Origin of the sequence: Halomonas sp. THAF5a (assembly GCF_009363755.1) — a bacterium.
GTDB lineage: Bacteria > Pseudomonadota > Gammaproteobacteria > Pseudomonadales > Halomonadaceae > Halomonas.
The window spans coordinates 1,071,216-1,096,166 of sequence record NZ_CP045417.1 but is presented as its reverse complement, the minus strand read 5'-3'; the positions used below and the strand labels follow the sequence as shown (position 1 = coordinate 1,096,166).

Annotated in this window: 18 protein-coding genes, 6 tRNA genes and 2 riboswitches; of the genes, 9 read left to right on the top strand and 15 right to left on the bottom strand. The window is 68.2% G+C overall.

Annotation, left to right across the window (positions count from 1 at the left end):
- Both FIU83_RS04915 and FIU83_RS04910 read right to left on the bottom strand, forming a co-directional pair.
- Positions 1-774, bottom strand: a complete 774-nt coding sequence (locus FIU83_RS04915; protein WP_152483023.1) for an ABC transporter permease — start codon at positions 772-774, stop codon at positions 1-3.
- Positions 771-1,712 carry an ABC transporter ATP-binding protein gene (locus tag FIU83_RS04910; protein WP_152483022.1) on the bottom strand — a complete coding sequence of 314 codons (942 nt, stop codon included), beginning with the start codon at positions 1,710-1,712 and terminating at the stop codon, positions 771-773. Before FIU83_RS04910 ends, FIU83_RS04915 begins: the two co-directional genes overlap by 4 nt.
- A 276-nt stretch (positions 1,713-1,988) precedes the next feature.
- A riboswitch (TPP riboswitch) is annotated at positions 1,989-2,109 on the top strand.
- A gap of 83 nt (positions 2,110-2,192) precedes the next feature.
- On the opposite strand from FIU83_RS04910, the gene FIU83_RS04905 reads away from it, so the two are divergent.
- Positions 2,193-3,635, top strand: a complete 1,443-nt coding sequence (locus FIU83_RS04905) for a sodium:solute symporter (RefSeq protein ID WP_152483021.1) — start codon at positions 2,193-2,195, stop codon at positions 3,633-3,635.
- Between the two features lie 172 nt (positions 3,636-3,807).
- Entirely contained in the window at positions 3,808-5,010 is a 1,203-nt protein-coding gene (locus FIU83_RS04900; RefSeq protein WP_152482218.1) for an ISL3 family transposase, read from the top strand.
- Positions 5,011-5,057: 47 nt separating this feature from the next.
- On the opposite strand, the gene FIU83_RS04895 is transcribed toward FIU83_RS04900, so the two are convergent.
- The 8 genes from FIU83_RS04895 to FIU83_RS04860 form a co-directional block, all read right to left on the bottom strand.
- Complete coding sequence (locus tag FIU83_RS04895) at positions 5,058-6,371, bottom strand: LLM class flavin-dependent oxidoreductase (protein WP_253939540.1); 1,314 nt, start codon at positions 6,369-6,371, stop codon at positions 5,058-5,060.
- On the bottom strand, positions 6,368-7,144 hold the full coding sequence (locus FIU83_RS04890; protein ID WP_152483020.1) for a 3-oxoacyl-ACP reductase: 777 nt from the start codon (positions 7,142-7,144) through the stop codon (positions 6,368-6,370). The genes FIU83_RS04895 and FIU83_RS04890 overlap by 4 nt, the downstream gene beginning before the upstream one ends.
- A gap of 33 nt (positions 7,145-7,177) precedes the next feature.
- Positions 7,178-7,271: riboswitch (TPP riboswitch) on the bottom strand.
- A 458-nt stretch (positions 7,272-7,729) separates the two neighbouring features.
- Positions 7,730-7,804 (bottom strand) — tRNA-Gly (locus FIU83_RS04885).
- 25 nt (positions 7,805-7,829) lie between these two features.
- Positions 7,830-7,905: transfer RNA gene (locus tag FIU83_RS04880), tRNA-Glu, on the bottom strand.
- A gap of 24 nt (positions 7,906-7,929) precedes the next feature.
- A tRNA-Gly gene (locus tag FIU83_RS04875) sits at positions 7,930-8,004 on the bottom strand.
- A gap of 39 nt (positions 8,005-8,043) precedes the next feature.
- Positions 8,044-8,119, bottom strand: a tRNA-Glu gene (locus tag FIU83_RS04870).
- A 40-nt stretch (positions 8,120-8,159) separates the two neighbouring features.
- Positions 8,160-8,234 (bottom strand) — tRNA-Gly (locus FIU83_RS04865).
- A 24-nt stretch (positions 8,235-8,258) separates the two neighbouring features.
- A tRNA-Glu gene (locus tag FIU83_RS04860) sits at positions 8,259-8,334 on the bottom strand.
- Positions 8,335-8,528: 194 nt separating this feature from the next.
- Here FIU83_RS04860 and msrB point away from each other — a divergent pair.
- The 4 genes from msrB (at position 8,529) to htpX (ending at position 12,312) form a co-directional block, all read left to right on the top strand.
- Positions 8,529-8,930 (top strand): peptide-methionine (R)-S-oxide reductase MsrB, encoded by a 402-nt coding sequence (msrB, locus tag FIU83_RS04855; RefSeq protein WP_152483019.1) that lies wholly within the window; start codon positions 8,529-8,531, stop codon positions 8,928-8,930.
- 90 nt (positions 8,931-9,020) lie between these two features.
- Positions 9,021-9,989 carry a ribosome biogenesis GTPase YlqF gene (gene ylqF / locus FIU83_RS04850; protein ID WP_152483018.1) on the top strand — a complete coding sequence of 323 codons (969 nt, stop codon included), beginning with the start codon at positions 9,021-9,023 and terminating at the stop codon, positions 9,987-9,989.
- 71 nt (positions 9,990-10,060) lie between these two features.
- Positions 10,061-11,290: a pyridoxal phosphate-dependent aminotransferase gene (locus tag FIU83_RS04845; protein WP_152483017.1), complete on the top strand. Its 1,230-nt coding sequence runs from the start codon at positions 10,061-10,063 to the stop codon at positions 11,288-11,290.
- Positions 11,291-11,406: 116 nt separating this feature from the next.
- The gene (gene htpX, locus FIU83_RS04840; RefSeq protein WP_152483016.1) at positions 11,407-12,312 is read left to right on the top strand and encodes a protease HtpX; all 906 of its coding nucleotides are present in this window, start codon (positions 11,407-11,409) and stop codon (positions 12,310-12,312) included.
- A gap of 127 nt (positions 12,313-12,439) precedes the next feature.
- Here htpX and pdxB read toward each other — a convergent pair whose 3' ends face one another.
- A complete protein-coding gene (gene pdxB / locus FIU83_RS04835; RefSeq protein WP_152483015.1) occupies positions 12,440-13,612 on the bottom strand; it encodes a 4-phosphoerythronate dehydrogenase PdxB in 1,173 nt (390 codons plus the stop codon).
- Between the two features lie 117 nt (positions 13,613-13,729).
- On the opposite strand from pdxB, the gene FIU83_RS04830 reads away from it, so the two are divergent.
- Entirely contained in the window at positions 13,730-14,011 is a 282-nt protein-coding gene (locus tag FIU83_RS04830) for a hypothetical protein (RefSeq protein ID WP_152483014.1), read from the top strand.
- A gap of 43 nt (positions 14,012-14,054) precedes the next feature.
- Here FIU83_RS04830 and FIU83_RS04825 read toward each other — a convergent pair whose 3' ends face one another.
- The gene (locus FIU83_RS04825) at positions 14,055-14,426 is read right to left on the bottom strand and encodes a glutaredoxin family protein (RefSeq protein ID WP_152483013.1); all 372 of its coding nucleotides are present in this window, start codon (positions 14,424-14,426) and stop codon (positions 14,055-14,057) included.
- Positions 14,423-16,666, bottom strand: a complete 2,244-nt coding sequence (gene rlmKL / locus FIU83_RS04820) for a bifunctional 23S rRNA (guanine(2069)-N(7))-methyltransferase RlmK/23S rRNA (guanine(2445)-N(2))-methyltransferase RlmL (RefSeq protein WP_152483012.1) — start codon at positions 16,664-16,666, stop codon at positions 14,423-14,425. The genes FIU83_RS04825 and rlmKL overlap by 4 nt, the downstream gene beginning before the upstream one ends.
- Before the next feature lie 367 nt (positions 16,667-17,033).
- Between rlmKL and rmf the strand changes: the two genes are divergently transcribed.
- The gene (gene rmf, locus FIU83_RS04815) at positions 17,034-17,240 is read left to right on the top strand and encodes a ribosome modulation factor (RefSeq protein ID WP_089847892.1); all 207 of its coding nucleotides are present in this window, start codon (positions 17,034-17,036) and stop codon (positions 17,238-17,240) included.
- A 112-nt stretch (positions 17,241-17,352) separates the two neighbouring features.
- Here the strand turns inward: rmf and FIU83_RS04810 are convergent, their stop codons facing one another.
- The gene (locus FIU83_RS04810) at positions 17,353-18,378 is read right to left on the bottom strand and encodes a quinone-dependent dihydroorotate dehydrogenase (RefSeq protein ID WP_152483011.1); all 1,026 of its coding nucleotides are present in this window, start codon (positions 18,376-18,378) and stop codon (positions 17,353-17,355) included.
- Between the two features lie 244 nt (positions 18,379-18,622).
- Between FIU83_RS04810 and mgtE the strand changes: the two genes are divergently transcribed.
- A complete protein-coding gene (gene mgtE, locus FIU83_RS04805) occupies positions 18,623-19,975 on the top strand; it encodes a magnesium transporter (protein WP_152483010.1) in 1,353 nt (450 codons plus the stop codon).
- Between the two features lie 111 nt (positions 19,976-20,086).
- Here the strand turns inward: mgtE and FIU83_RS04800 are convergent, their stop codons facing one another.
- Positions 20,087-24,925, bottom strand: a complete 4,839-nt coding sequence (locus tag FIU83_RS04800; RefSeq protein ID WP_152483009.1) for an NAD-glutamate dehydrogenase — start codon at positions 24,923-24,925, stop codon at positions 20,087-20,089.
- Positions 24,926-24,951: the final 26 nt, after the last annotated feature.

Below are 24,951 nucleotides of genomic sequence, written 5' to 3'. Positions count from 1 at the left end.
TCAGCTCCTGATGCCCTTGCCATGCTTCAGCATCCACAGCGCCACGCCGTAGAGCACGCTGATGAAGGCCAGCACGGCCGCCAGCGCCCAGCCCACCGGGATGTCGGAGACCCCGAGGAAGCCGTAGCGGAAGACGTTGACCATGTAGAGGATGGGATTGAGCATCGAGACGCCCTGCCAGAAGTCCGGCAACAGCGAGATCGAGTAGAAGACGCCGCCCAGGTAGGTCAGCGGCGTCAGCACGAAGGTCGGCACGATGGAGATGTCGTCGAACTTCTTGCCCAGCAGGGCGTTGATGAAGCCGCCGATGGCGAACAGCGCCGAGGTGAGCACCACCACGAACAGCGTCAGCAGCGGATGGGCCATCTCGATGCGGGTGAAGAACAGCGACACGCCGGTGACGATCAGCCCCACACCGAGGCCGCGGGCCATGCCGCCGAGCACGAAGCCGGAGAGGATCACCCAGTTGGGCATCGGCGAGACCATCATCTCCTCGATCGAACGCTGGAACTTGTTGGAGAAGAAGGATGATGCCACGTTGGAGTAGCTGTTGGTGATCACGGCCATCATGATCAGCCCCGGGACGATGAAGTCCATGTAGCTGTAGCCGTCCATCTCGCCGATCCGCGAGCCGATCAGGTTGCCGAAGATGATGAAGTACATCGTCATGGTGATCGACGGCGGCAGCAGGGTCTGGGGCCAGATCCGCGTGAAGCGCTTGATCTCCTTGATCACCAGGGTCCAGAGGGCGATGACGATCTGCTTGGGACTCATGAGCGCGCTTCCTTCTGCTGGCCGTCCTCCACCATGGAGACGAACATCTCCTCGAGGCGATTGGCGCGGTTGCGCATCGACATCACCTGCATGCCTCGCTCGGTGAGCGCCTCGAAGACGTCGTTGAGGCGCTGCCCGCGATGCACCACCACGGCGAGCTGGGCGTCGTCGACCCGATGGATCTCGAAGCCCTCGACCTCGGGGGCCGCCTCGACCGGATGGGCGAGATCGAGCAGGAAGGTCTCGGTGTCGAGCTCGGCGAGCAGCTCGCGAACGCTGGTGTCGCGGATGATCTCGCCGTGGTTGATGATGCCCACGCGGCGACAGAGGCTCTCGGCCTCCTCGAGGTAGTGGGTGGTAAGGATGATGGTGGTGCCCTCCTCCCGGTTGATGCGGCGCATGTACTCCCACATGCTGCGACGCAGCTCGATGTCGACGCCGGCGGTGGGCTCGTCGAGGATCAGGAGCTTCGGGCGGTGCATCAGGGCGCGAGCGATCATCAGCCGGCGCTTCATGCCGCCGGAGAGCATCCGCGCGCTGTCGTGGCGCTTGTCCCAGAGGCCGAGATCGCGCAGCAGCTGCTCGGCGCGGGGCAGCGCCTCGTGGCGCGACATGCCATAGTAGCCCGCCTGGGCCAGCACGATGTCGATGACCTTCTCGAACTGACTGAAGTTGAATTCCTGGGGCACCACGCCGAGGTGGTACTTGGCCCGGGCGAAGTCGGTGTCGATGTCGATGCCGAAGATCGAGACCTTCCCCGCGGTCTTCTGCACCAGCGAGCACACCACGCCCAGGGTGGTCGACTTGCCGGCGCCGTTGGGGCCCAGCAGGGCGTAGAAGTCGCCCTGGGCGACGTCGAGGTCGATGCCCTTGAGGGCCTGGAAGCCATTGCCGTAGACCTTGGTCAACCCACGGATGGAGAGAGCCGGTTCGGCCATGAAAGATCCCGTACTGAAGATGAATGAGGTGCCATGCCGGCACTCGCCGGAAAAGGGCGCGCGGCCCGAACACACGGGGCGCTGACATGGGGGCGGCGCCGCGCAATTCAAGCCGCGGCCCTTCCGCCGCTCGAGCCACACGTCAGGCAGCGACCGGTGCCTGCGCCCCGTCGCGGCCTACCATCTTACGCCACCGGCATGACAGTTCGCATGCTCATCGTTGCCGCGGGCGGCGCGGGCCGTGTTGACCCGGTGACGCCGGGGCCCTACGCTAGGATGCATTCCTGGGGGAGTCCACGCGGACTGAGATTCCGGCCCCGTGCCTCGGCGGCACGACCGGTAACCCTTCGAACCTGATCCGGATCATGCCGGCGAAGGGAAGGAAGTGCCATCCGGCAACGCTTCTCACCCAACGCAATTGCGTCCTCTCGTAGCGACGCTCGGCATCGCGCCGGGCCATTCTATGCTAGGGAGAACGCCATGCTGTCGACCGCCCACGCCTTCTGGTGGCTCATCGCCTTCGCGGCGCTGTTTGCCGTGCCGGGCCTGCTCTACGCCCGCCGCCACAACGAGAGCCTCGAGGACTTCATCATCGCCCGCAACAGCCAGGGCGCCACCGCCACGGTGCTGACCCTGATGGCCTCGACGCTGGGCACCTGGATCCTGTTCGGCCCCGCCCAGGCGGCCACCTGGGGCGGGCTGGGCGCCATCGCCGGCTATGCGCTCGGCTCGCTGGCCCCCAGGCTGGTGATGATTCCGCTGGGGCGGCGCCTGCGCGAGCTCTCGCCGGGCGGCCACACGCTCACCGAGTTCGTGATGAGCCGCTACGGGCGCCCCATGTACGCCTTCACCCTGGTGATCATGCTGTTCTACCTGTTCATCTCCCTGGCCGCGGGGGTCACCGCCATCGCCAAGATGGTCGGGCTGCTGGCGCCGGTCCCGCTCTGGGCGACCAGCTCGGTGGTGATGGCCGCCACCCTGCTCTACACCCTGTACGGCGGCCTGCGCGCCTCGATCTTCACCGACAAGGTGCAGATGGTCGTGATCCTGCCGCTGCTCGCCGTGCTACTGATCGTCGGCTGGCAGGCCGCCGGCGGCCTCACCCCCACCCTCGCCGGCCTCGAGGCGACGGCGCCGCGGCTTCTTGACATCACCGACCTGGGCGGGCTCAAGGCCGGCCTCACCTTCTTTTTGGCCGTGATGCTGACCGGGCTCTTCTACCAGGGCAACTGGCAGCGGGTCTACGCCGCCCAGAGCAACCGCGCGGTGGCCCTGGGCTTTTTGCTCGGGGGCCTTTTGAGCGCGCCGATGATCTTCGTGATGGGGCTGTTCGGGCTGGCGTTCGTGGGGCTGGGGCTGCCCGGCGACGGCTCGGTGGCGCTGTTCAGCGTGCTGCTCGCCGACATCCCCGGCTGGTTCGCCGTGGGCCTGATCTTCCTCGGCCTGGCGCTGGTCATGAGCAGCGCCGACACCACCCTGAGCGCCGCCTCGAGCATGATCGCCGTCGACGGCGGACGGCTGCTGCCCGGCGCCAGCGACCAGCGGCTGATGCGCCTGTCGCGGTGGCTGATCCTGCTGCTGGCGCTGCCGGTGACCTTCGTCGCCGCCCAGGGCTACAGCGTGCTCTACCTCTTCCTGCTGGCCGACCTTCTCTGCTGCGCGGCGGCCTTCCCGGTCTTCTTCGGGCTCTTCAACCGCCGCTTCGATGGGCGTGCCGCGGTGCTCGCCACCGTCAGCGGCCTGATCGCCGGCCTCACCCTCTTCCCGGCCCCGGGCGATGCCCTGACCACGCTCATGGAGTCCTTCCTGCTCGCCACCTTCATGCCGGTCGTGACGGGCCTGGCGCTGCTGGTAGTGCTTCCGGCCAAGCAGCGCTTCGACTTCGCGGTGCTGAGCGCCGGCGCGCGACGCTTCGAGGGGTAAGCACCTTTCGCCTCACACGACAACGCCCCTCGAACGGGGCGTTTTTTTATGGTTCTTCGCAGATCAGCGTGAAACAGGCAGGGCTTGAGGCGAGGGCTGGATAGAGAAACGGCGGTGAATCCGAGTAAGCTGATATTCGCCAAAACGTCAGCCTACGGACACCGCCGTTGCCATGGATGCTACCCCGCTCAGCCTGTTCTGGAAAGGGTTCACTGTCGCCCACCACGAGTTCCTGGATCCTCAGACGCTACGGCTCCAGTTGGAGCCCGATGACCTGACCCCGCCTGTCTGCAGCGGCTGTGACCACGCCTGTTGCCTGGTCCATGACGTGCATCGCCGGCGCGTCCGCGAGGCGCCGCTGCTGATCTACCGAGTGGAGCTGGATGTCCCGGTGCGGCGCCTGCGCTGCCCGACCTGTGGTCCGACACGAGAGCGCATCGACTGGCTACCCGGGCGCTCGCCGGTCACCACCACACTGCGCCAGTGGGTGGAGCGCCTGGTCACGTTGCTGCCGATCCGGCATGTCGCGGATCTGGTCGGCTTGCACTGGCATACCGTCAAGACCATCGACAAGCAGCGCCTGCAACGCGACCTGCCGGCACCGGATCCGACACGCTTGCGGCGGCTGATGATGGACGAGTTTGCCCTGCACAAGGGACACCGCTACGCCACCGTGGTCGCCTGCGCCGACACTCAGCAGGTGGTATGGATCGGCGAAGGCCGCTCCCGCGAGTCGATCCGCCCCTTCTTCGCGTGGCTGGGCGAGGCACGAGAGCTGATCGAGGCCGTGGCCATGGACATGAACTCGGCCTTCGATTGTGAGGTGAAGGACCAGTGCCCCAACGCCGAGGTGGTCTACGACCGCTTCCACGTGGTGGCCAAGTACGGGCGCGAAGTGATGGATCGGGTACGCGTCGATCAGGCTAACCAGCTGCGCGACGACAAGGCGGCCCGCAAGGTGATCAAGGGCAGTCGTTGGCTGCTGCTGCGCAACGCCGACAATCTCAAGCCCGAGCAGGCGGTGAAGCTGGAGGAGCTGCTGGCGGCCAATGCGTCACTGACCACGGCGTACCTGCTCAAGGATCAGCTCAAGACCCTGTGGTTTGCCGACGACGAAGCCACCGCCCGAAACGCCTGGCAGGAGTGGCATGCCATGGCGACCAGCAGTGGCATCGAGGCCTTGGAACGTTTCGCCAAGCGGTTGGTCCCGTACCTCGAAGGGATCCTGTCCAGCGCCCGGCACCGGCTGAACACCAGCGTGCTGGAGGGCATGAACAACCGGATCAAGGTCATCAAGCGGATGGCCTACGGGTATCGCGACACGGCGTACTTCTTCCTGAAGATCCGTGCCGCATTTCCCGGCAAAGTGCGATGAACCTTTTATTTTGGGGAACCGCTATCGTGAGCGGATCGCCAGGAGGTTCAGCCCGGCGGGCGTTCGAGGCCGAGGTGGCCGCGCAGGGTGGTGGTGGTGTACGCCTCGCGGAAGAGGCCGCGGCGCTGCAGCTCCGGCACCACCTGGTCGACGAAGTCCTCGATCCCGCCGGGCAGCGACGGCGGCATCAGGTTGAAGCCGTCCGCGCCGCGGCCGTGGAACCAGCGCTCCATCTCGTCGACGATGCTCTCCGGGGTGCCGATCATGGTGCAGTGGCCGCCGCCGGCGGCGAGCCGCCCGAGCAGCTGGCGCAGGGTCGGCCGCTCGGTCTCGATGATGCGCAGGATGGTGGCGTAGCGGCCCTGGGGGCCGCGGAACTCGGCGAGCGGCGGCAGCGGCGGCACCGGCGCGTCCAGCTCCCAGTCACTGCAGTCCTGCTCGATGAACAGCCCCAGCTGGCGCAGCGAGGCCGCCACCGGCAGGCACTCGTCCAGCGCGCGCTGCTTGGCCCGGGCCTCCTCCATGGTGGAGCCGACGTAGGTGACGAGTCCCGGCAGGATCGGCACCGGCGCGGTACGCCCGGCCGCCGCCACCCGATCCTTGATGTCTCGGTAGTAGTCCTGGGCGGTCGCGAGGTCGTAGGCGACCGCGTAGATCGCCTCGGCATAGCGCGCCGCCAGGTCGCGCCCCTGGGAGGAGGCGCCCGCCTGCACCAGCACCGGATGGCCCTGGGGCGGGCGCGGCAGATTCAGGGGCCCGTCCACCAGGAAGTGCTTGCCGTGATGGTGGATCTTCTGCACCTTGTCCGGGTCGGCATAGCGCCCGTGTCGGTCGCGCTCGATGGCGTCATCGGCCCAGCTGTCCCAGAGAGCCAGCACCGTCTGCACGAACTCCTCGGCGCGGGCGTAGCGCTCGGCGTGCGCTGGCATGGCTTGATAGCCGTGGTTGCGCGCCTCGCTGTCGAACATCGAGGTCACCACGTTCCAGCCCACGCGCCCACCGGAGATGTGGTCCAGCGAGCCCACCAGCCGGGCCGCGTGGAAGGGCGTGTAGAAGGTGCTGGAGAGCGTGCTGATCAGGCCGATATGTCGGGTGGCGCGACTCATGGCGGAGAGCGCGGTCAGCGGCTCGAGATGCCAGTTGAAGCCGTCCTCCACGCTGCCGGCGCTCATGCCGTCGGCGAAGAACACCGCATCCAGCTTGCCGCGCTCGGCGGTGCGGGCCAGGGACTCGTAGTAGGCGATGTCGCCGAGCCGCTCGGCGCTGGAGTCGGGGTGGCGCCAGGCCGCGCGGTGGTGGCCGGCGCCCATCACGAACAGGTTGAGGTGCAGCGTCTCGTCGGGGCTTCGTGGTTGCATCATCCTTTCACCAGCCCGCCGTCGACGATCAGGTTCTGACCGGTGACCGCCCTCGCCCAGGGCGAGGCGAAGAACAGCGCCGCGTCGGCGAACTCCTCCGGCGTGGTCACCCGGCGCAGCGGGGTGTTCTGGGCGATCAGATCGAAGACCGCCTCCGGGGTCGCGCTGGACGCATCGGTGGTGCGCAGCAGGCCGCCGGAGATCATGTTCACGGTGATGTTGTCGGGCCCCAGGTCATTGGCGAGGGTGCGGGTCAGCGAGAGCAGCGCGGCCTTGCCGGCGGTGTAGTCGTGATAGGGCACGACGGGATTCTGGAAGAGGTTGGTGCCGACGTTGATGATGCGCCCGCCGCCCTGCTCGCGCATGCCGGCCAGCGCCGCCTGGATGGTATTGAGCGCGCCCCGGTTGACCCCCTCGAGCTGCTGCTGGAGGTGCGACCAGTCCAGCGCGTCGGCGCCGGGCCGCGCATCGCCGTTGAAGGTGAAGTCGGGCAGGGCGTTGTTGACCACGGTGGTGACCGGGGCGCCGAAGTGGGCCTGCGCCTGCTCGAACAGCTCCTTGACCGCCTCGGGATCGCGCACGTCGGCCTGCACGGCCAGGGCCCGCTCCGGGGCTTCCTTCACCAGCGTCTCGGCGGCCTCACGGCTCTGGTAGTAGTTGATCACCACGCGGGCGCCCTGATCGAGGAAGGCCCGGGTCAGTCGGGCACCGAGACCGCGGGCGCCGCCGGTGACGAGCACCACCTGCTGATCGAGGGGGAGAGAGGAAACGGCCATGAGAACTCCTTGCGACGCGGCAAGGGACGCCGCGCTGGAGCCGGCCGACATCCCTTCGCCAGTGTGAACTGGATCAGGTTCGACGGGTATCATCTCAGCGGCCGTGGCCGCACCCCGTGTCTGGGGCCACCATAGCGCATTCGGACAGGCAGCAACAGCCGGGGTGGCGTGATGGCTCGTGACGGGCGACGTGGTCTGACCGGAGAGGTCATGGCATCTGGTGGATGCGGAAAACGAGATACGACGAAACATCACCAGCCAGGCGGGCGCCTTGACTCATGATCGATATCTGGGAGGGTCATGCAAGATTGGAGCGGGAAAGGAGATGCGATGGGGCTGCCATCAGCCGGACTGGCGCCCCAGCTCATGACCCGAGCCTTGGCCTATCCGATAGGGAGTACTTAACAAGATTGGAGCGGGAAAGGAGATGCGATCGGACTGGCGCCCCAGCTCACGACGCGAGCCTTGGCTTGTCCGATAGGGAGTACTTAACAAGATTGGAGCGGGAAAGGAGATTCGATCGGACTGGCGCCCCAGCTCATGACCCGAGCCTTGGCCTAACCGATAGGGAGTACTTAACAAGATTGGAGCGGGAAAGGAGATTCGAACTCCCGACCCTCGCCTTGGCAAGGCGATGCTCTACCACTGAGCTATTCCCGCTTATCTGGTACGTGCTTGAGAGAAGTGGCGTCCCATAGGGGGTTCGAACCCCTGTTACCGCCGTGAAAGGGCGGTGTCCTAGGCCACTAGACGAATGGGACGCAATCATCACTCGAAAGAGCGAATGGAGCGGGAAAGGAGATTCGAACTCCCGACCCTCGCCTTGGCAAGGCGATGCTCTACCACTGAGCTATTCCCGCTTGGTCTTCTCGCACTGTGTTGCCACCGGATGTCGAAGGTGGCGTCCCATAGGGGGTTCGAACCCCTGTTACCGCCGTGAAAGGGCGGTGTCCTAGACCACTAGACGAATGGGACGCAAATTGTACCTTCAAACTACGCTCTTCCCGAGGAAAGATGGAGCGGGAAAGGAGATTCGAACTCCCGACCCTCGCCTTGGCAAGGCGATGCTCTACCACTGAGCTATTCCCGCACTCCGGCACCTGAACGAATCGAGTGGCGTCCCATAGGGGGTTCGAACCCCTGTTACCGCCGTGAAAGGGCGGTGTCCTGGACCACTAGACGAATGGGACGCATTGGCTCGCCTCGTCGAGGTGCGGCGAATATTACCGACACCCCCGGGGTGTGTCAAGCACCTCTCGTCGCTCGTTGATATCGCGTGACCTGTCACGGGCCGCGACTGGAAACCCCCGCCCCGTGAGATGTCAGAATGAGGGCGAGACGCCGAGCCTGCCGCCGGCTCCACGACGCAATGAGGAGAGAGGCCATGCGCAGCAAGATCCACAAGAGCGACGCCGAGTGGCGTGAGCAGCTGACGCCGGAGCAGTACCGCGTCACCCGCGAGAAAGGCACCGAACCGGCATTCAGCGGCAAGTACCATGTGAGCGACGAGCACGGCATCTACCACTGCGTGTGCTGCAATGCGCCGCTGTTCGAGAACGAGCACAAGTTCAACGCCGGCTGCGGCTGGCCGAGCTTCGACCGCCCCTTCACGCCGAAGTGCGTCGAGGAGCACGCCGACACCAGCCACGGCATGCAGCGCACCGAGGTGACCTGCGCCCGCTGCGACGCCCACCTCGGCCACGTCTTCCCCGACGGCCCGCCGGAGACCACCGGGCTTCGCTACTGCATCAACTCGGTGGCGATCGCCTTCCACGCCGGCGAGTAGCCCAGCCCCTCGAGCGCCCCGCTCGGCGACGGCCGTCCATCTGCTATGATGGGCGGCCGTTTTTATTCACGCTCACGCAGGAGAGGCTCGATGCTCGGCTGGTTTCCGGGACACATGAACAAGGCGCGCCGGCAGATCCTCGAGGCGCTGCCGGAGATCGACGTGGTGATCGAGGTGCTCGACGCCCGTCTGCCCTACTCCAGCGCCAACCCCATGCTCGCCGAGCTGACGCGCCACAAGCCGGTACTCAAGATCCTCTCGCGCGCCGACCTGGCCGACCCCGAGCGCACCCGCGAGTGGACGGCCTTCTTCGACGCCCAGGCCGACACCCGGGCCCTGGCCGTGACCACCACCCAGGCCCGCGAGCTCAAGCGCATCCCCAAGCTGTGCCACGAGCTGGCCGGCCAGGTGCGCGCCGACCGCGACGTGCGGGTGATGGTCATGGGCATCCCCAACGTCGGCAAGTCGACGCTGATCAACGGCCTGGCCGGGCGCACCATCGCCAAGACCGGCAACGAGCCTGCCGTCACCAAGCGCCAGCAGAAGGTGCGCATCGGCGGCCGGGTAGCGCTGATCGATACCCCCGGGGTGCTGTGGCCGAAGATCGAGGATCAGGCGAGCGCCCACCGCCTGGCGGCGAGCGGCGCCATCCGCGACACCGCCATCGACTACGTCGACGTCGCCGTGGTCGCCGCCGCCGAGCTGGCCCGCCGCTATCCCGAGGCGCTCAGCGCGCGCTACAAGCTCAAGTCGCTGCCGGCCTATACGGCGCACCCCGACGCCGACCAGGTGGAGGCCGACGGCCCCGAGCGAGTCGACCTGCTGGCCCTGTGCGGCTACGACGGCCATGCCATCCTCAGCGAGATCGCGTCAAAGCGCGGCGGCCTGCGCGCCGGCGGCGAGGTCGACCTGCACCGCGGCGCCGAGGTACTGCTCCACGAGCTGCGCGACGGCAAGCTCGGCCGCCTGACCCTGGAGACCCCGGCGGACATCCCGCCCGAGCCGGAGCCGGAGGAAGCACCCCGCGAGGATGGTGGCGACGAGGCCGAACCCGCATAATCGCAGGCGACGCCGACGAACAACGACCGCCCGCCAGAGGCGGCACACGGACATCACTGGATTCAGCGCCCATGGATACCCCCCCGATCAGGAAATCGCACAAGCTCGAGAACGTCTGCTACGACATCCGCGGCCCGGTGCTCGAGCACGCCAAGCGGCTGGAGGAGGAAGGCCAGCGCATCCTCAAGCTGAACATCGGCAACCCCGCGCCGTTCGGCTTCGAGGCACCGGAGGAGATCCTCCAGGACGTGATGCGCAACCTTCCCACCGCCCAGGGCTACTGCGATTCCAAGGGGCTCTACTCGGCGCGCAAGGCGATCATGCAGGAGTGCCAGCGCAAGGCCATTCCCGGGGTCGGCATCGAGGACATCTACATCGGCAACGGCGTCTCGGAACTGATCGTGATGGCGCTACAGTCGCTGCTCAACGACGGCGACGAGGTGCTGATCCCGGCCCCGGACTACCCGCTGTGGACCGCCGCCGCCAATCTCTCGGGCGGCCACGCCGTGCACTACCGGTGCGACGAGCAGGCCGACTGGGCGCCGGACATGGACGATATCCGCGCCAAGGTGACCGCCCACACCCGGGCCATCGTGATCATCAACCCCAACAACCCCACCGGCGCCGTCTACCCGCCGGCGGTGGTACGCGAACTCCTCGAGATCGCCCGGGAGCACGACCTGGTGGTGTTCTCCGACGAGATCTACGACAAGATCCTCTACGATGGGGTCGAGCACGTCTCCACCGGGGCACTGGCCGGCGACGACCAGCTGGTGGTGACCATGAACGGGCTCTCCAAGAGCTACCGCTGCGCCGGCTTTCGCAGCGGCTGGATGATCCTCTCGGGCAACATCGCCAAGCAGCGCGCCGCCGACTTCATCCAGGGGCTGACCATGCTGGCCTCGATGCGCCTGTGCGCCAACGTGCCGGCGCAGCATGCCATCCAGACGGCGCTCGGCGGCTACCAGTCGATCAACGACCTGATCCTGCCCGGCGGGCGCCTGCTCGCCCAGCGCGACATCACCGTCGAGAAGCTCAATGCGATTCCCGGGGTCAGCTGCACCCGGCCCAAGGGGGCGCTCTACGCCTTCCCGAGGCTCGACCCCAAGGTGTTCAACATCCAGGACGACCAGCAGCTGGTGCTCGACCTGCTGCTGCAGGAGAAGATCCTGCTGGTCCAGGGCACGGCCTTCAACTGGCCCGAGCCCGATCACGTGCGCATCGTCACCCTGCCCTGGGCCGACCAGCTGGAGGATGCCCTGGACCGTTTCGCGCGCTTCCTGTCGCGCTATCGCCAGTAGCCGAGGCGATACTAGCCCGCCGCTTGAAACCCGGCGGGCCAGCCCGTATCTAAGCAACAGCTTGTCCAGGCCGCGACCGCGGCCCCCCTCCTACCGACGACTGGAGAATTCCGGCAATGATGAGAATCCTGCTGTTCCTGGGCACCAACCTGGCGGTGATCCTGGTGGCCAGCATCACCCTGCGCCTGCTGGGCGTGGAGAGCTACCTGACCGCCCAGGGCATGAACTTCAATGCCCTGCTGATCTTCTGCTTCATCTTCGGCATGGCCGGCTCGCTGGTCTCGCTGTTCATCTCCAAGTGGATGGCCAAGCGCAGCACCGGCACGGTGATCATCGAGCAGCCCTCCAACAGCACCGAGCAGTGGCTCATCGACACGGTGGGCGAGCTCGCCCGGGACGCCGGCATCAAGATGCCCGAGGTCGGCATCTTCCCGGCCCAGCAGTCCAACGCCTTCGCCACCGGCTGGAACAAGGACGACGCCCTGGTGGCGGTCTCCGCCGGCCTGCTCAACCGCATGCGCCCCGAGGAGGTGCGCGCGGTGCTGGCCCACGAGATCGGCCACGTGGCCAATGGCGACATGGTGACCCTGGCGCTGGTGCAGGGGGTGCTCAACACCTTCGTGATGTTCTTCGCGCGGGTGGTCGCCCACCTGATCGACGGCTTCCTCAAGAGCCGCAGCGACGGCGAGGGTGGTCTCGGCTTCATGGGCTACTTCGCGGTGGTGATGGTCGCCGAGGTCGTCTTCGGCCTGATCGCCTCGGCCATCGTCGCCTGGTTCTCGCGCTTCCGGGAGTACCGGGCCGACAGCGCCGGCGCTCAGCTGGCCGGCAGCGGCGCCATGATCAACGCCCTGGCACGGCTCAAGGCCGAGACCGAGATGCCCGACCAGATGCCCGACACCCTGCGCGCCATGGCCATCACCAAGGGCCAGACCCGCTCGCTGATGGAGCGGCTGTTCGCCAGCCACCCGCCGCTGGACGATCGTATCCGCGCCCTCAAGGAAGCCGCCTACCGGCAGTAAGCGGCCAAGCGGGCCTCAGGCTCGAGTGACAACCCGCAGGGAGCACGACACCCCACCAGGGAGCCAGCCCGGTGGGGTTTTTCGTTTGTGCCTCGTTACCCGCCGCCCGTCACCGGCCGGCTCGGCGCTAACTCTCCACCCGAAACCCCGCCCCCGCCAGCAGCGGCTCGAATTCCCGCGCGCCCTCGCCCAGGGCGATCTCGAGGGAGGACGCCTCCCGGCGCAGCGGATAGCGGGCCCGGCAGCCGTCGAAGCCCTTGGCCATGCCCTGGCGGCGCGCCTCGCGATGCAGGCTGTCGTGGTCGCGGCGCGGGTCGTAGACGGCGCGCAGGCAGAGCCGCAGCGCCTCCTCGGGCGAGAGGCCTCCCTCGAGTGCGAGCCGCGTCACCGGCGGTGGCGGGGCCAGGTCGTCAAGGCTCAGGCGCGCCGGCAGGCCGACGTGATGGGCCAGGGCGCGGTAGATGTGGTGGGTGCCGCGCAGCTTGCCGTCCAGGCTGTAGCCGGCGATGTGCGGCGTGGCGATCTCGGCGAGATCGGCCAGGGCGGCGTCGATGGCGGGCTCCTGCTCCCAGACGTCGAGCACCGCCGTGATATCGCCCTGCCCCGCCAGGCGCTGTCGCAGGGCCCGGCCGTCCACGCAGTCGCCGCGCCCGGCATTGAGCAGCAGCGTGCCCGGCGCCAGGGCGGCGATACGCTGGGCATCCAGCAGGTGATGGGTGGCGTGGGGGCCGTCACTGACCAGCGGCGTATGCAGGCAGAGCACGTCACACTCGTCGATCAGGGTATCCAGGTCGTGGAAGCCGGCCAGGCCCTCCGACTCGACGCTCCCTGCTTCCACCCTAGGCGGGTCGCAGGCCAGGCAGTCGACGCCCATGGCGGTGAGCCGCGACAGCAGGCGCCCGCCGACGTTGCCCACGCCGACGATGCCGACGCGGCGCTCGAGGAGTCGAAAATCCTGGCGCTCGGCCAGGGTTGCAAGGCTTGCCAGCACGTAGTCCACTACCGCCTCGGCGTTGCAGCCGGGGGCGCTCTCGAAGGCGATGTCGTGATCCGCCAGGGCACGGCGGTCGACGTGGTCGGTGCCGATGGTACAGGTGCCGACGAAACGCAGCGGCGAGCCCGCGCGCCTCGCCTCGCCGATCAGGGCCGCATCGACCCGGGTGATGGAGCGCACCACCAGGGCATCGGCCGCGGCGAGCGTCGCCGGGACGATCTCGCGCCCCGGCACGCGGACCACCTCGCCCAGGGCGCCGAAGCAGGCCTCGGCGGCGGGAACATTGGCATCGACGACGATTTTCATGGGGGACTCCTGACTTCCACGGCGCTGCGACTTGTTCAGTGTGCCCAAGCCCTTACAATATCGCCATACGACAACCGGGCCGCGCCGAACGCGCGACCCGCCACCTCGGGAGCCGCCGTGATCGTCCGCTGGGAAACCGACCATGACTATGTGCTGGTGCATGTCCATCAGGACATGTTCGGCGACTGGATCTTCAGCCGCGCCTGGGGCCAGATCGGCACCCAGTTCGGCGGCCTGAAGCACCGCCTGGCCGACGACCACGGGCAGGCGATGATGTGGCTGGCCGACGAGGCCACCATCCTCAGCTCCCGGGGCTTCCACAAGGTGCTGGAGGTGGAGGCCGAGAGCGCCGAGGGGCGCGACGCCGTCAGCCAGCTCTCGCTGCTGGACTCGCTCTAGGCGCGCCCGCCCAGCCCCTGGCCGCCGACCGCAGCGGCCGCGCCTAACCCAGGTAGCGCCGCCCGCCGCGCAGGGTCGCCCCCTTCGTCTCTTCCGGCGCCGTTCTCGTCGCCGCCTCGGGCATCGCCTCGCCGTTCAGCCGACGCTCGAGCGCCTGCCAGGCCGCCTCGTCCCGCCAGCCCCGCGCCGCCAGCCAGGCGGCCAGGCGCTCGGGCGCCATGCCGCGATCCAGCTCCTCCCCCGCCTCGTCCACCAGCACCGGGATACGCACCCCGTAGCGCTCGACCAGGGCGTCATCGTCGCTGATCTCGACCCGCTCGAGCCGATACGGCACGGCGCAGAGCATCGCGAGCAGCGCCTCGAGCTGCTCGCAGAGATGACACCCCAGGGTGGTGTAGAGCTTGAGGCGAATCATGCGTCCTCCCGGTGACGGATCAAGAAGCAGTGGTGCAGGTCCGGGTTACGAGAGAAATCCGGATCGAAGGTCTTCGCCGAGATCTCCTCGACCCGATACTGCTCGGCGAGATCCGCATCGAGCCTGAAGCGACGCTGGTTGTTGGAGAACACCAGGGTACCGCCGGGCGCCAGGCGCGCCATGGCCAGGCGCACCAGCCGGCCGTGGTCGCGCTGCACGTCCAGGGTGTCGGTCATCTTCTTCGAGTTCGAGAAGGTCGGCGGGTCCATGAAGATCAGGTCGAATTCGCCGCCGGCCGTCTCGAGCCAGCGCAGGCAGTCGTCGCGCACCACCCGGTGGCGGCTCGGGTCGAGCCGGTTAAGGGCGAAATTGTCCCGCGCCCACTCCAGGTAGGTGTTGGAGAGATCGACGCTGATGCTGTCGCTGGCGCCGCCCGGCTCGGCGCCCTCCTGCTGTGGCCCCAGGGCCGCCTGCACGGTGGCCGTGGCGGTATAGCAGAAGAGGTTGAGGAAGCGCTTGCCGACGGCCATCTCGCCGAGCATGCGCCGCACGGGCCGGTGGTCGAGGAACAGGCCGGTATCGAGGTAGTCGCGCAGGTTGACCCACAGCCGCGCCCTTCCCTCGCGCACCTCGAAGCGCTCGCCGCTGGCCGCCTGCTTGCGGTACTGCTCCTTGCCGCTCTGGCGCTCGCGCCGCTTGATCACGATGCGGCCCGGGTCGATGCCGAGCACCTCGGGAACCACGCCCAGCGCCTCGAAGAGGCGCTTCTGGGCCTGGGCGGCATCCACGGAGCGGGGCGGCGCGTACTCCTGGACGTGCACGCGATCCCCGTAGACATCGATGGCCAGGGCGTACTCGGGCATGTCGGCGTCATAGAGCCGGTAGCAGCTCTCGCCGCTCTTCTTGAGCCACTTCTTCAACCGCTTGCGGTTCTTCTCCAGGCGATTGGCGAACATCTGCGCGCCCTCGGAGCGTGCCGGGGGGGCCTCGGCGGCGGCCGGCGCGCCCGAGCCTGCCCCTTCGCCACGCGCCCCGGCGTCGCCCTCGCCCCGCTCGGGAACCGCCATCAGCAGGAGCCGGGCGTCCAGGGGCCCGTTCTTCAGCGAGTAGTGCTTGTGGGCGCGCAGCCCGATGCGATGCCCCAGGTCCGGATTGGCGGTGAACACCGCCAGTCGCCAGCCGGGGAAGGCCGCCCTGGCCCGCTCGCCGAGCTGGGCGTAGAGCGACACCAGCTGCGGCAGCTCGCCCAGGCGCTCGCCGTAGGGCGGGTTGGTCATCACCAGTCCCGTGGGCGACTCGGGCAGCCCCTCGGGGCGCGCAAGCCCGGTCAGGGCGGCGCCCGTCAGCTCGATCAGCGCCGGCACGCCGGCGCGCATGGCGTTGGCCTTGGCCGCCGCCAGCGCGGGGGGGCTTTCGTCGAAGCCGAAGAGCCGCGAGCGGCAGCGCTTGCGCCCGATGCTCGCCCGGGCCTCGGCCTCGCGCCTGAGCTCGCGCCAGCAGCCCTCGTCGTGGCCGGCCCAGCCGTGGAAGCCGAAGCGCTCCCGGGCGAGCCCCGGAGCGATGTCGGCGGCCATCAGGGCGGCCTCGATCAGCAGCGTGCCGGCGCCGCACAGCGGGTCGACCAGCGGCGCACCCTCCCGGGCCAGCGCCGGCCAGCCGGCGCGCACCAGCAGGGCGGCGGCCAGGTTCTCCTTGAGCGGGGCATGACCGACGTCGCGCCGGTAGCCGCGGCGGTGCAGGCTGTCGCCGGAGAGGTCGACGCCCAGGGTCATCCGGCCCCGGTGCAGGTGCGCGTAGAGGCGCAGGTCGGGACGGCGGGTGTCGATATCGGGCCGCGGCCGCCCCTCGGCGTGGAGGCGATCCACCACCCCGTCCTTGACGGTCTGGGCGCCGAAGCGGGTGTGCCGGATCGCCTCGGCGCGGCCGTGGAAGTCCACCGCCAGGGTCTTCCCGGGGGCGAGGTGGTCGCGCCAGTCGATGGCCGCGGCGGCGGCGCGCAGCGCCTCGGGGGTCTCGATGCCCTCCTCCCGGGCCAGGCAGAGCACCACCCGGTTGGCCAGGCGCGACCAGAGGCAGGCGCGGTAGGCCGTCTCGAGGCTAGCCTGGAAGAACACCCCGGCCACCGTGGTCTTGCCGGGGGTGGCGCCGAGCGCCGACAGCTCGTCGGCCAGCAGCAGCTCGATGCCCTTGGGGCAGGTCGCCAGGAAGCGGAGGGAGTGTGAAGCTTGCGGTTCGGTCATGGCATATCCGTCGGCGCGGCGTCGGGCCGGCATGGTGGCGTAACGATAAAGGTGAACGCCTTGTTACAAATCATCAGTCGACAATCGTCGTCATCCTGGGCTATCAATGACTGAGTAGCTACTGAATGACGCATGCGTTCCTGTCATCGGGTAGCGTGTCTTGGCGCTGCCGTGTTCGCACGGTGTCTCAACCTTCACAGCGTGGCTTCAGCACGACATGTTTTCGCAGAAAAGGATCTTCGATGAACATGAGCATCACCGTGCATGAACTAGCCCGCTGGTCGCGCCCTGATTCACGTCTCCCGAGCAACACGAATCCGGTCTCGAGACCGGGTTCTCGTCGGTACCTTCATCAAGAGGTAGTCCAATGAAACGACAGAAACGTGATCGCTTCCAGCGTGCCTATGTTCATGGGTACAAGGCGGGTCTCTCGGGTCGTTCCCGCGATGAGTGTCCCAGCCAGGATATCAATCTACGCGAATACTGGATGAGCGGTTGGCGTGAAGGTCGTGGGGATCAATGGTCCGGCATGACGGGTGTCTCAGGCATTCACAAGAACCCCATGGTGGTGTGACCCCGACTCCCCGGGTCAACAACCCTTCGTCGGCGATGACGACGAACCCCTCAAGCCCATGGCCCTGCCATGGGCTTTTTCGTGCGCGGGTGCCGCCCATGCCACCCGCCCCTCAGGCCTGGCCCGCGCGGTCCCGGAGCGCCCGGGCGCACTCGCCCACCAGCGCCGGGCCGCGATAGATGAAGCCCGAGTAGAGCTGCACCAGGTCGGCACCGGCAGCCATCTTGCAAAGCGCCGCCTCGCCGCTGTCGATGCCGCCCACGCCGATGATCGGCATGTCGGGCAGCCGACGGCGCAGCTCGCGGATCACCGCGTTGGAGGGCTCGAGCACCGGTCGCCCGGAGAGCCCGCCCTGCTCGTCGGCATGCTCGAGCCCCGCCACCGCCTCGCGGGAGATCGTGGTGTTGGTGGCGATCACCGCGTCGATGGCGTTGGCCTGGAGCGCCCCGGCCACCAGCCCGACCTCGTCGGCGCTCATGTCCGGGGCGATCTTGACCGCCAGGGGCACGCGCCGACCGCTCTGGCGATCGAGCCGGCGCCCCTCCTCGCGCAGGGCCCCGAGCAGCGCATCGAGGTGCTCGCCGAACTGCAGGTTGCGAAGCCCGGGGGTGTTGGGCGAGGAGATGTTCACCGCGATGTAGTGGGCGTGGGCATGCACCTTGCCGAGGCAGGCCAGGTAGTCATCCACCGCCTGCTCCACCGGCGTGGTCAGGTTCTTGCCGATGTTGATGCCGATCACGCCGTCGTAGCGGCTCGCCCTGACCCGGGCCACCAGGTGGTCGACACCGGCGTTGTTGAAGCCCATGCGGTTGATGATGGCGCCGGCCTCGGGCAGCCGGAACAGCCGCGGCTTCGGGTTGCCGTCCTGGGGCCTCGGCGTCACGGTGCCCACCTCGACGAAGCCAAAGCCCAGCGCGCCCAGGGCATCGAGGTGGTCGGCGTTCTTGTCGAGCCCGGCGGCCAGGCCCACGCGATTGGGAAAGCGCAGCCCCATCACCTCGACCGGGTCCTCGACCCGCCCCCCGCCCAGGCGCGAGGCCAGGCCCGCGCGGCCGGCCAGGTCCAGGGCGGAGAGCGCCATGCCGTGGGCGGTCTCGGCATCGAGACGAAACAGCAGCGAACGGGCAAGCGAGTACATGGCGGCTCCTGGGCAGTGGCGAGCGATGGGGCGGGCGCGAGGCCACCGGCTGGTGCGGCGGCGAGCGGGGCGAGAGTATACCAGCCCCGCCATCGCGAGACGACGCGCCAGCGGGCGAACTCTGTCATGGGTCACGGCTCCATCATCCGCGCCATTTATGCTCTACTGGGCGCTCACGAGTCTCCGACTCAGGACACCGCGAGGCGGCTCGCCCGCCTCGATGCACCCTTGCCAGGAAGCGCCCATGAACGATACCACCGAGACACTCGAGCACCGCCTGTCGCGGATCCACCTGGCGCTGGAAAAGGAGCAACTGGAGCAGGTCGACGACGTCCTCTCAGACCTCGAGCCCGCGGAAGTGGCCCTGCTGCTGGAGTCGCTGCCCCCGGAGGCGCGTATCCGCCTGTGGGAGCGCGTACCGGGCGAGATCGACGGCGAGGTGCTGCTGCACGTGCACGACGAGGTGCGCGGCACCCTGATCGACGACATGGACCACGCCGAGATCGTCGCCGCCACCACCGGCCTGGACACCACCGACCTCGCCGAGATCTTCGAGGACCTGCCCCAGCAGGTCGCCGCGGACATGCTGCGCTCGATGGACGCGCTGCAGCGCTCCCGGCTCCAGGAGACCCTCTCCTTCGAGGAGGACAGCGCCGGTCGCCTGATGCGCACCGATACCATCGCCGTGCGCGCCGACGTCAGCCTGGAGACGGTGCAGCGCTTCCTGCGCTGGAAGGAGGCCGTCCCCGACAACACCCACCTGCTGATGGTGGTGGACCGCGACGGCCGCTTCGTCGGCGTGCTGCCGCTGGCCCGGCTGGTCGCCCACGATCCGGAGATGGCCGTGGCGGACCTGATGGACAGCGAGGTGGACAGCATCCAGGTGACCATGAAGTCCCGCGATGTCGCCACCCTCTTCCAGACCCACGACCTGGTCTCGGCGCCAGTGGTCGACGAGCAGGGGCTGCTGCTCGGCCGCATCCTGATCGATGACATCGTCGACGTCATCCGCGAAGACTCCGAGCAGGCGCTGATGAACATGGCGGGCCTCGACGAGGAGGAGGACCTCTTCGCCCCGGTGATGCCCAGCGCCAAGCGCCGCGCCGTGTGGCTCGGCATCAACCTGCTGACGGCCTTCCTGGCCGCCTGGGTGATCGGCCGCTTTGAGGCGGCCCTGGACCAGATCGTCGCCCTGGCGGTGCTGATGCCGATCGTCGCCAGCATGGGCGGCATCGCCGGAAGCCAGACCCTGACGCTGGCGATCCGCGGCCTGGCGCTGGGCCAGATCAGCCGCACCAACAGCCAATGGCTGCTGCGCAAGGAGATCGGCATCGCCGCCCTCAACGGCGTGCTGTGGTCGCTGGTGGTGGCCATCCTGGCGGTGGTGTGGTTCGAGAGCGTCGCCATCGGCGGCATCATCGCGGCCGCACTGATCATCAACATGCTGGCGGCCGGCATCGCCGGCATCGTCATCCCGCTGCTGCTCAAGCGCGCGGGCATCGACCCGGCCCTGTCGGGCTCGGTGATCCTGACCACGGTGACCGACGTGGTGGGCTTCATGTCCTTCCTGGGGCTCGCCACCGTCTTCCTGCTCTGAGGCCGGCGCCAGGGCATCGCACCGAGGCGCCGCCCCCAGACGCACGAAACCCCGCCGGCGGCGGGGTTTCGTGTCTTCGGGGCCTGACGTCGTCAGGCGCGAGGGGACGGATCAGGCACGGTTGCTCTCGGCCAGGTCGACCAGCTCGCGCACCGCCACCGCGAACAGCGGGAAGCCACCGTGGGCGCCGCTGCTCACCTCCTCGACCAGGCGGCACCAGCGCTGGTGCATGCCCTGGTGGAGCGACAGCCACTGGCTGACCCGCTCGGTGGAGTCCTTGGCCCCGTTCTCCATGCCCAGCACGCTGGTGGTCAGCGCCAGCTGCTGGCGGTCGATGTCGTCGCGGAAGGTTTCCCGGGCCTGGGCCTGCCAGCTGTCGCGCACCTTGAGCTCGGTGATCTGCTGGATCATCCACGGCAGCTCCAGGCGGTCGCCGATCTCGTAGAAGACCTCGGCCACGCGCTGGGGCTTCTCCTGGGTCTGGCGCGCCGTCTGGATGATGCCCAGCGCCGCGTAGAGGCTGTTCGCCGCGGCCACGGTGGCGGCCAGGGCCTCCGGCACGCCGGCCTCCACCAGCGCCTGGCGACGGGCCTCCCAGGCCTCGCGCTCCTCGCCGCGCAGGCGCTTGCCGATGTTCTCCTGCAGCTGCGCGAGGCGCGGCGCGAAGAAGTCGATCGCCTCCTGGGTGCTCATGCCGGTGCGATTGCGCAGGAACCAGCGGGTCGCGCGCCGCAGCATGCGCATCAGGTCGAGCATCATGTCGTACTGCACGGCGCTCGAGACCTGGTTGTCCAGCGCCTCGATCTGCTCCCAGAGGCGCGGCAGCGCGAAGCTGTCGCGGGCGATCACGTAGGCCCGGGCGATGGCGGCGCGGTCGGCGCCGGTGGAGTCGATCAGCCGGCGCACGAAGACGATGCCCATGTGGTCGACCAGGTCGTTGGCCACCTGGGTGGCGACGATCTCGCGGGTCAGCCGGTGCTCGTAGACCTCGTCGCGGTAGCGCTCGACCAGCACCGCCGGGAAGATCCGCTCGACGAACTTGACGATGGTCGGGTCATCCGGCACGTCCGAGGCGATCAGGTCGCCCTTGAGCACGCTCTTGGCGTAGGAGATCAGCACCGAGAGCTCCGGCAGCAGCATGCCCTGCTCGTTGGCGGCCCGCTCCTGGAGCTGCTCGTCGTCGGGCAGGAACTCCAGCTCGCGGTCGATCTGGCCGGCCGCCTCCAGCTCGCTGATGAAGCGCCGGAAGGGCCCGATGCCCTGCCGGGAGAGTCGCTCGGCGAGATCCAGCGCCTGGGTCTGGCGATAGTTGTCCTTGAGCACCAGGTCCGAGACCTCGCCGGTCATGTCGGCGAGCAGCTTGTTGCGCTGCTTCTCGGTCATGTCGCCGCGCTTGACCACCTCGTCGATGAGGATCTTGATGTTGACCTCATGGTCGGAGCAGTTGACCCCGCCGGCGTTGTCGATGAAGTCGGTGTTGACCCGCACGCCCTTGGCGGCGGCCTCCATGCGGCCCCGCTGGGTCAGGCCGAGGTTGCCACCCTCGCCGACCACGCGGCAGTTGAGCTCGCGACCGTCGATGCGCAGGCCGTCGTTGGCCTTGTCGCCGACCTGGGCGTCGGTCTCCTCGCTGCACTTCACGTAGGTGCCGATGCCGCCGTTCCAAAGCAGGTCGACGTGCGACTTGAGCATCGCGCGGATCAGCTCGTTGGGCGAGAGCTTGTCCTCCTTGATGCCGAACAGCGCCTTCATCTGCCGGGAGATGGGGATGGTCTTGGCGGCGCGGCTGAAGATGCCGCCGCCCTCGGAGATCAGCGCGGCATCGTAGTCCTGCCAGCTGGAGCGCGGCAGGTCGAACAGGCGTTGCCGCTCGGCGAAGCTCGCCGCCACGTCCGGATTGGGATCGACGAAGATGTGCAGGTGGTTGAAGGCGCCCACCAGGCGGATCTTGTCGGAGAGCAGCATGCCGTTGCCGAAGACGTCGCCGGCCATGTCGCCGATGCCGACCACCGTGAACTCGTCCTGCTGGGTGTTCAGCCCCAGGCCGCGGAAGTGGCGCTTGACCGACTCCCAGGCGCCCTTGGCGGTGATGCCCATCTTCTTGTGGTCGTACCCGTTGGCGCCGCCCGAGGCGAAGGCGTCGCCCAGCCAGTGGCCGTACTCGGCGGAGATCTCGTTGGCGATGTCGGAGAAGGTCGCGGTGCCCTTGTCGGCGGCCACCACCAGGTAGGCGTCGTCATCGTCGTGGCGCACCACGTCCCTGGGCGGCACGATCTCGCCGCCCACCCGGTTGTCGGTGACGTCGAGCAGCGCGCGGATGAAGATCTTGTAGCAGGCGATGCCCTCCTGCTGGATGGCGTCGCGATCGGCCCCCTCGGGCATCCGCTTGCAGACGAAGCCCCCCTTGGCGCCCACCGGCACGATCACCGCGTTCTTGACCTGCTGCGCCTTGACCAGGCCCAGCACCTCGGTGCGGAAGTCCTCGAAGCGATCGGACCAGCGCAGCCCGCCGCGGGCGACCTTGCCGCCGCGCAGGTGCACGCCCTCGACCCGCGGCGAGCAGACGAAGATCTCGTGGGCCGGCCGCGGCTTGGGCATGCCGGTGATGCGGGCCGGCTCCAGCTTGAAGGCCATGTAGTCCTTCTGCCGGCCGTCGGGCGCGGTCTGGTAGTAGTTGGTGCGCTGGGTCGCCTGGATCATCTCCATGTAGCGGCGCAGCAGCTGGTCGTCGTTGAGGCTGGCGACGTCGTCGAGCAGCGTCAGGATGCGGGCGGTGCAGGCCTCGACCTCGCCCTCCGGCGGGCGCTCGCTGGGATCGAAGCGCAGCTCGAACAGGGTGACGAGCTCGCGGGTGATCTCCGGATGGTTGACCAGGGTGGTGGCCATGTAGTCCTGGGAGACGCCGAAGCGGATCTGCTTCAGGTAGCGGGCGTAGCCGCGCAGCATGGCGACCTCGCGCCAGTCGAGGTTGGCGCCGATGATCAGCCGGTTGAACGGGTCGTTGTCCGCCTCGCCGTTCCAGATGCGCTGGAAGGCCTCGATGAAGGGCGCACGCATCTCCTGGAGGTTGACCTCGCTGCTGGTGTGGTGCTCCAGGTCGAAGTCGTGGATCCAGTAGCTGGCGTCCTGGGCCTGCACCTCATAGGGGCGCTCGCCGATCACGCGCAGTCCCAGGTTCTCCATCATCGGCAGCACGTCGGAGAGCGGGATCGGCCGGTCGCGGTGGAACAGCTTGAGGTTGACGCCGCTGCCCTCCTCTTCCACCAGGCGATAGAGGGAGAGGGCCAGCGGGGCGCCGTCGTCCAGCTCGCTGATGTGCTGCAGGTCGTAGACCGCGGTGCGCGCCGAGAAGTCGTCGCGATAGCTCGCCGGGAAGGCGTCGCGGAAGCGGTCCATCAGCAGGTTGGCCTGCTCCTCGCCGAAGCCCTCGATGGCCGCGCCCTGCAGGTCGTCGCGCCAGTTGCGCGCCAGGGTCGCCAGCTTGGCCTCCAGGCGACGCAGGTCGTACTCGGTCGGCCGGTCACCCTTGAAGCGCAGGATGAACTGGATGCGCGCCAGCACCGACTCGGAGAGGTAGGTGTTGAAGTCGCCGAAGGTGGCATCGAGCTCCTCGCAGAGCAGCTGCTGGATGCGCTGGCGCAGCTCGGTGGAGAAGACGTCTCGCGGCACGAAGGCCAGGCAGGAGTAGAAGCGCCCGGAGCGGTCCTCGCGGATGAACAGCCGCACCCGGCGCCGCTCGCGCATGTCGAGGATCCCGAGCGCCGTCTGGGTCAGCTCGTCGGTGTCGATCTGGAACAGGTCGTCGCGGGGATAGACCTCGAGGATGTGCAGCAGGTGCTTGCCGTTGTGGCCCTTGGGATTGAAGCCGGAGTTGGCCATCACGGTCTGGAGCTTGCGGCGCAGGATCGGGACGTTGCGCGGCGACTCGTTGTAGACCGTGGCGGTGAACAGGCCCAGGAAGCGCCGTTCGCCGATCACCCGCCCCTGATCGTCGTAGCGATCGATGGAGATGTAGTCGGGATAGGTGGGACGGTGGATGCGCGCGTGGTGGGCGCTCTTGGCGAAGGACAGCAGCTGGGGGACCAGCACGAAGCGATCGCCTTCGACGCCCTGGTCGGTGCGGATGCGCTCCTGGTAACGGGGCTGGTCGAGGCGAAAGACCCCGAGCTCGCTCTGCTCGACCCGATCGAGGCTCTGCCGCCCCTGCTCCTCATGGACCACGTATTCGTCGTAGCCAAGGAAGGTGAAGTTGTCGTGGAGCAGCCACTCGATGAAGGCCGTGGCCTCCTGGTGCTCCTCGACGTCGATCTGCTCGGGTCGCGAGGCCTTGAGCTCGGCCAGGGCCGCCCGGGCCTGGTCGCGCATCGGCTCGAAGTCGGCCACGGCGGTGCGCACGTCGCAGAGCACCTCCTGCAGGCTGGCCTCGATCTCCTCGAGCACCGCCGGGTCGGAGTGGCGATCCACCTCGATGGCGATCAGCGACTCGCGGCTGGCGGGGGCATCGGCCTGCTGGGTCGGCGTGACCCGCGCCAGGCGGTGCTCGCCATCGCGCTGGGTCGCCAGCACCGCGTTGTGGATGGCGTGCACGGTCATGCCGCGGCGGTTCAGCTCGATGCGCACCGAGTCGACCAGGAAGGGCATGTCCTCATGCAGCACGGCGATGAAGGTATGGGTGGACTGCCAGCCGTTCTGCTCGAAATCGGGGTTGAAGACCCGCACCTTGGGATCGGCGGGGTCGAACTGCTGCAGGAAGTGCCACACGGAGAGCGTGGCGCCGTAGATGTCGTCGAGACGGCGATCGGCCAGGTCGTCGAGCGGGATCGTGGCATAGAAGTGGCGGGCGAAGGCATGGACCTGGGCGGCCTTGTCCTCGTCCAGACGGCCTTGCAGCCGCTCCTCGAGTTGCTTGAGCAGATCCTCGCGGGTCTCCTCGTGTGAGACATGTTGCATCCATCACCTCGGCTGCCAGCGGCCGC

Coding starts and splice junctions, on each gene's coding strand:
- FIU83_RS04915 (WP_152483023.1), bottom strand. CDS start 774: ATGAGTCCCAAGCAGATCGTCATCGCCCTCTGGACCCTGGTGATCAAG.
- FIU83_RS04910 (WP_152483022.1), bottom strand. CDS start 1,712: ATGGCCGAACCGGCTCTCTCCATCCGTGGGTTGACCAAGGTCTACGGC.
- FIU83_RS04905 (WP_152483021.1), top strand. CDS start 2,193: ATGCTGTCGACCGCCCACGCCTTCTGGTGGCTCATCGCCTTCGCGGCG.
- FIU83_RS04900 (WP_152482218.1), top strand. CDS start 3,808: ATGGATGCTACCCCGCTCAGCCTGTTCTGGAAAGGGTTCACTGTCGCC.
- FIU83_RS04895 (WP_253939540.1), bottom strand. CDS start 6,371: ATGATGCAACCACGAAGCCCCGACGAGACGCTGCACCTCAACCTGTTC.
- FIU83_RS04890 (WP_152483020.1), bottom strand. CDS start 7,144: ATGGCCGTTTCCTCTCTCCCCCTCGATCAGCAGGTGGTGCTCGTCACC.
- msrB (WP_152483019.1), top strand. CDS start 8,529: ATGCGCAGCAAGATCCACAAGAGCGACGCCGAGTGGCGTGAGCAGCTG.
- ylqF (WP_152483018.1), top strand. CDS start 9,021: ATGCTCGGCTGGTTTCCGGGACACATGAACAAGGCGCGCCGGCAGATC.
- FIU83_RS04845 (WP_152483017.1), top strand. CDS start 10,061: ATGGATACCCCCCCGATCAGGAAATCGCACAAGCTCGAGAACGTCTGC.
- htpX (WP_152483016.1), top strand. CDS start 11,407: ATGATGAGAATCCTGCTGTTCCTGGGCACCAACCTGGCGGTGATCCTG.
- pdxB (WP_152483015.1), bottom strand. CDS start 13,612: ATGAAAATCGTCGTCGATGCCAATGTTCCCGCCGCCGAGGCCTGCTTC.
- FIU83_RS04825 (WP_152483013.1), bottom strand. CDS start 14,426: ATGATTCGCCTCAAGCTCTACACCACCCTGGGGTGTCATCTCTGCGAG.
- rlmKL (WP_152483012.1), bottom strand. CDS start 16,666: ATGACCGAACCGCAAGCTTCACACTCCCTCCGCTTCCTGGCGACCTGC.
- rmf (WP_089847892.1), top strand. CDS start 17,034: ATGAAACGACAGAAACGTGATCGCTTCCAGCGTGCCTATGTTCATGGG.
- FIU83_RS04810 (WP_152483011.1), bottom strand. CDS start 18,378: ATGTACTCGCTTGCCCGTTCGCTGCTGTTTCGTCTCGATGCCGAGACC.
- mgtE (WP_152483010.1), top strand. CDS start 18,623: ATGAACGATACCACCGAGACACTCGAGCACCGCCTGTCGCGGATCCAC.
- FIU83_RS04800 (WP_152483009.1), bottom strand. CDS start 24,925: ATGCAACATGTCTCACACGAGGAGACCCGCGAGGATCTGCTCAAGCAA.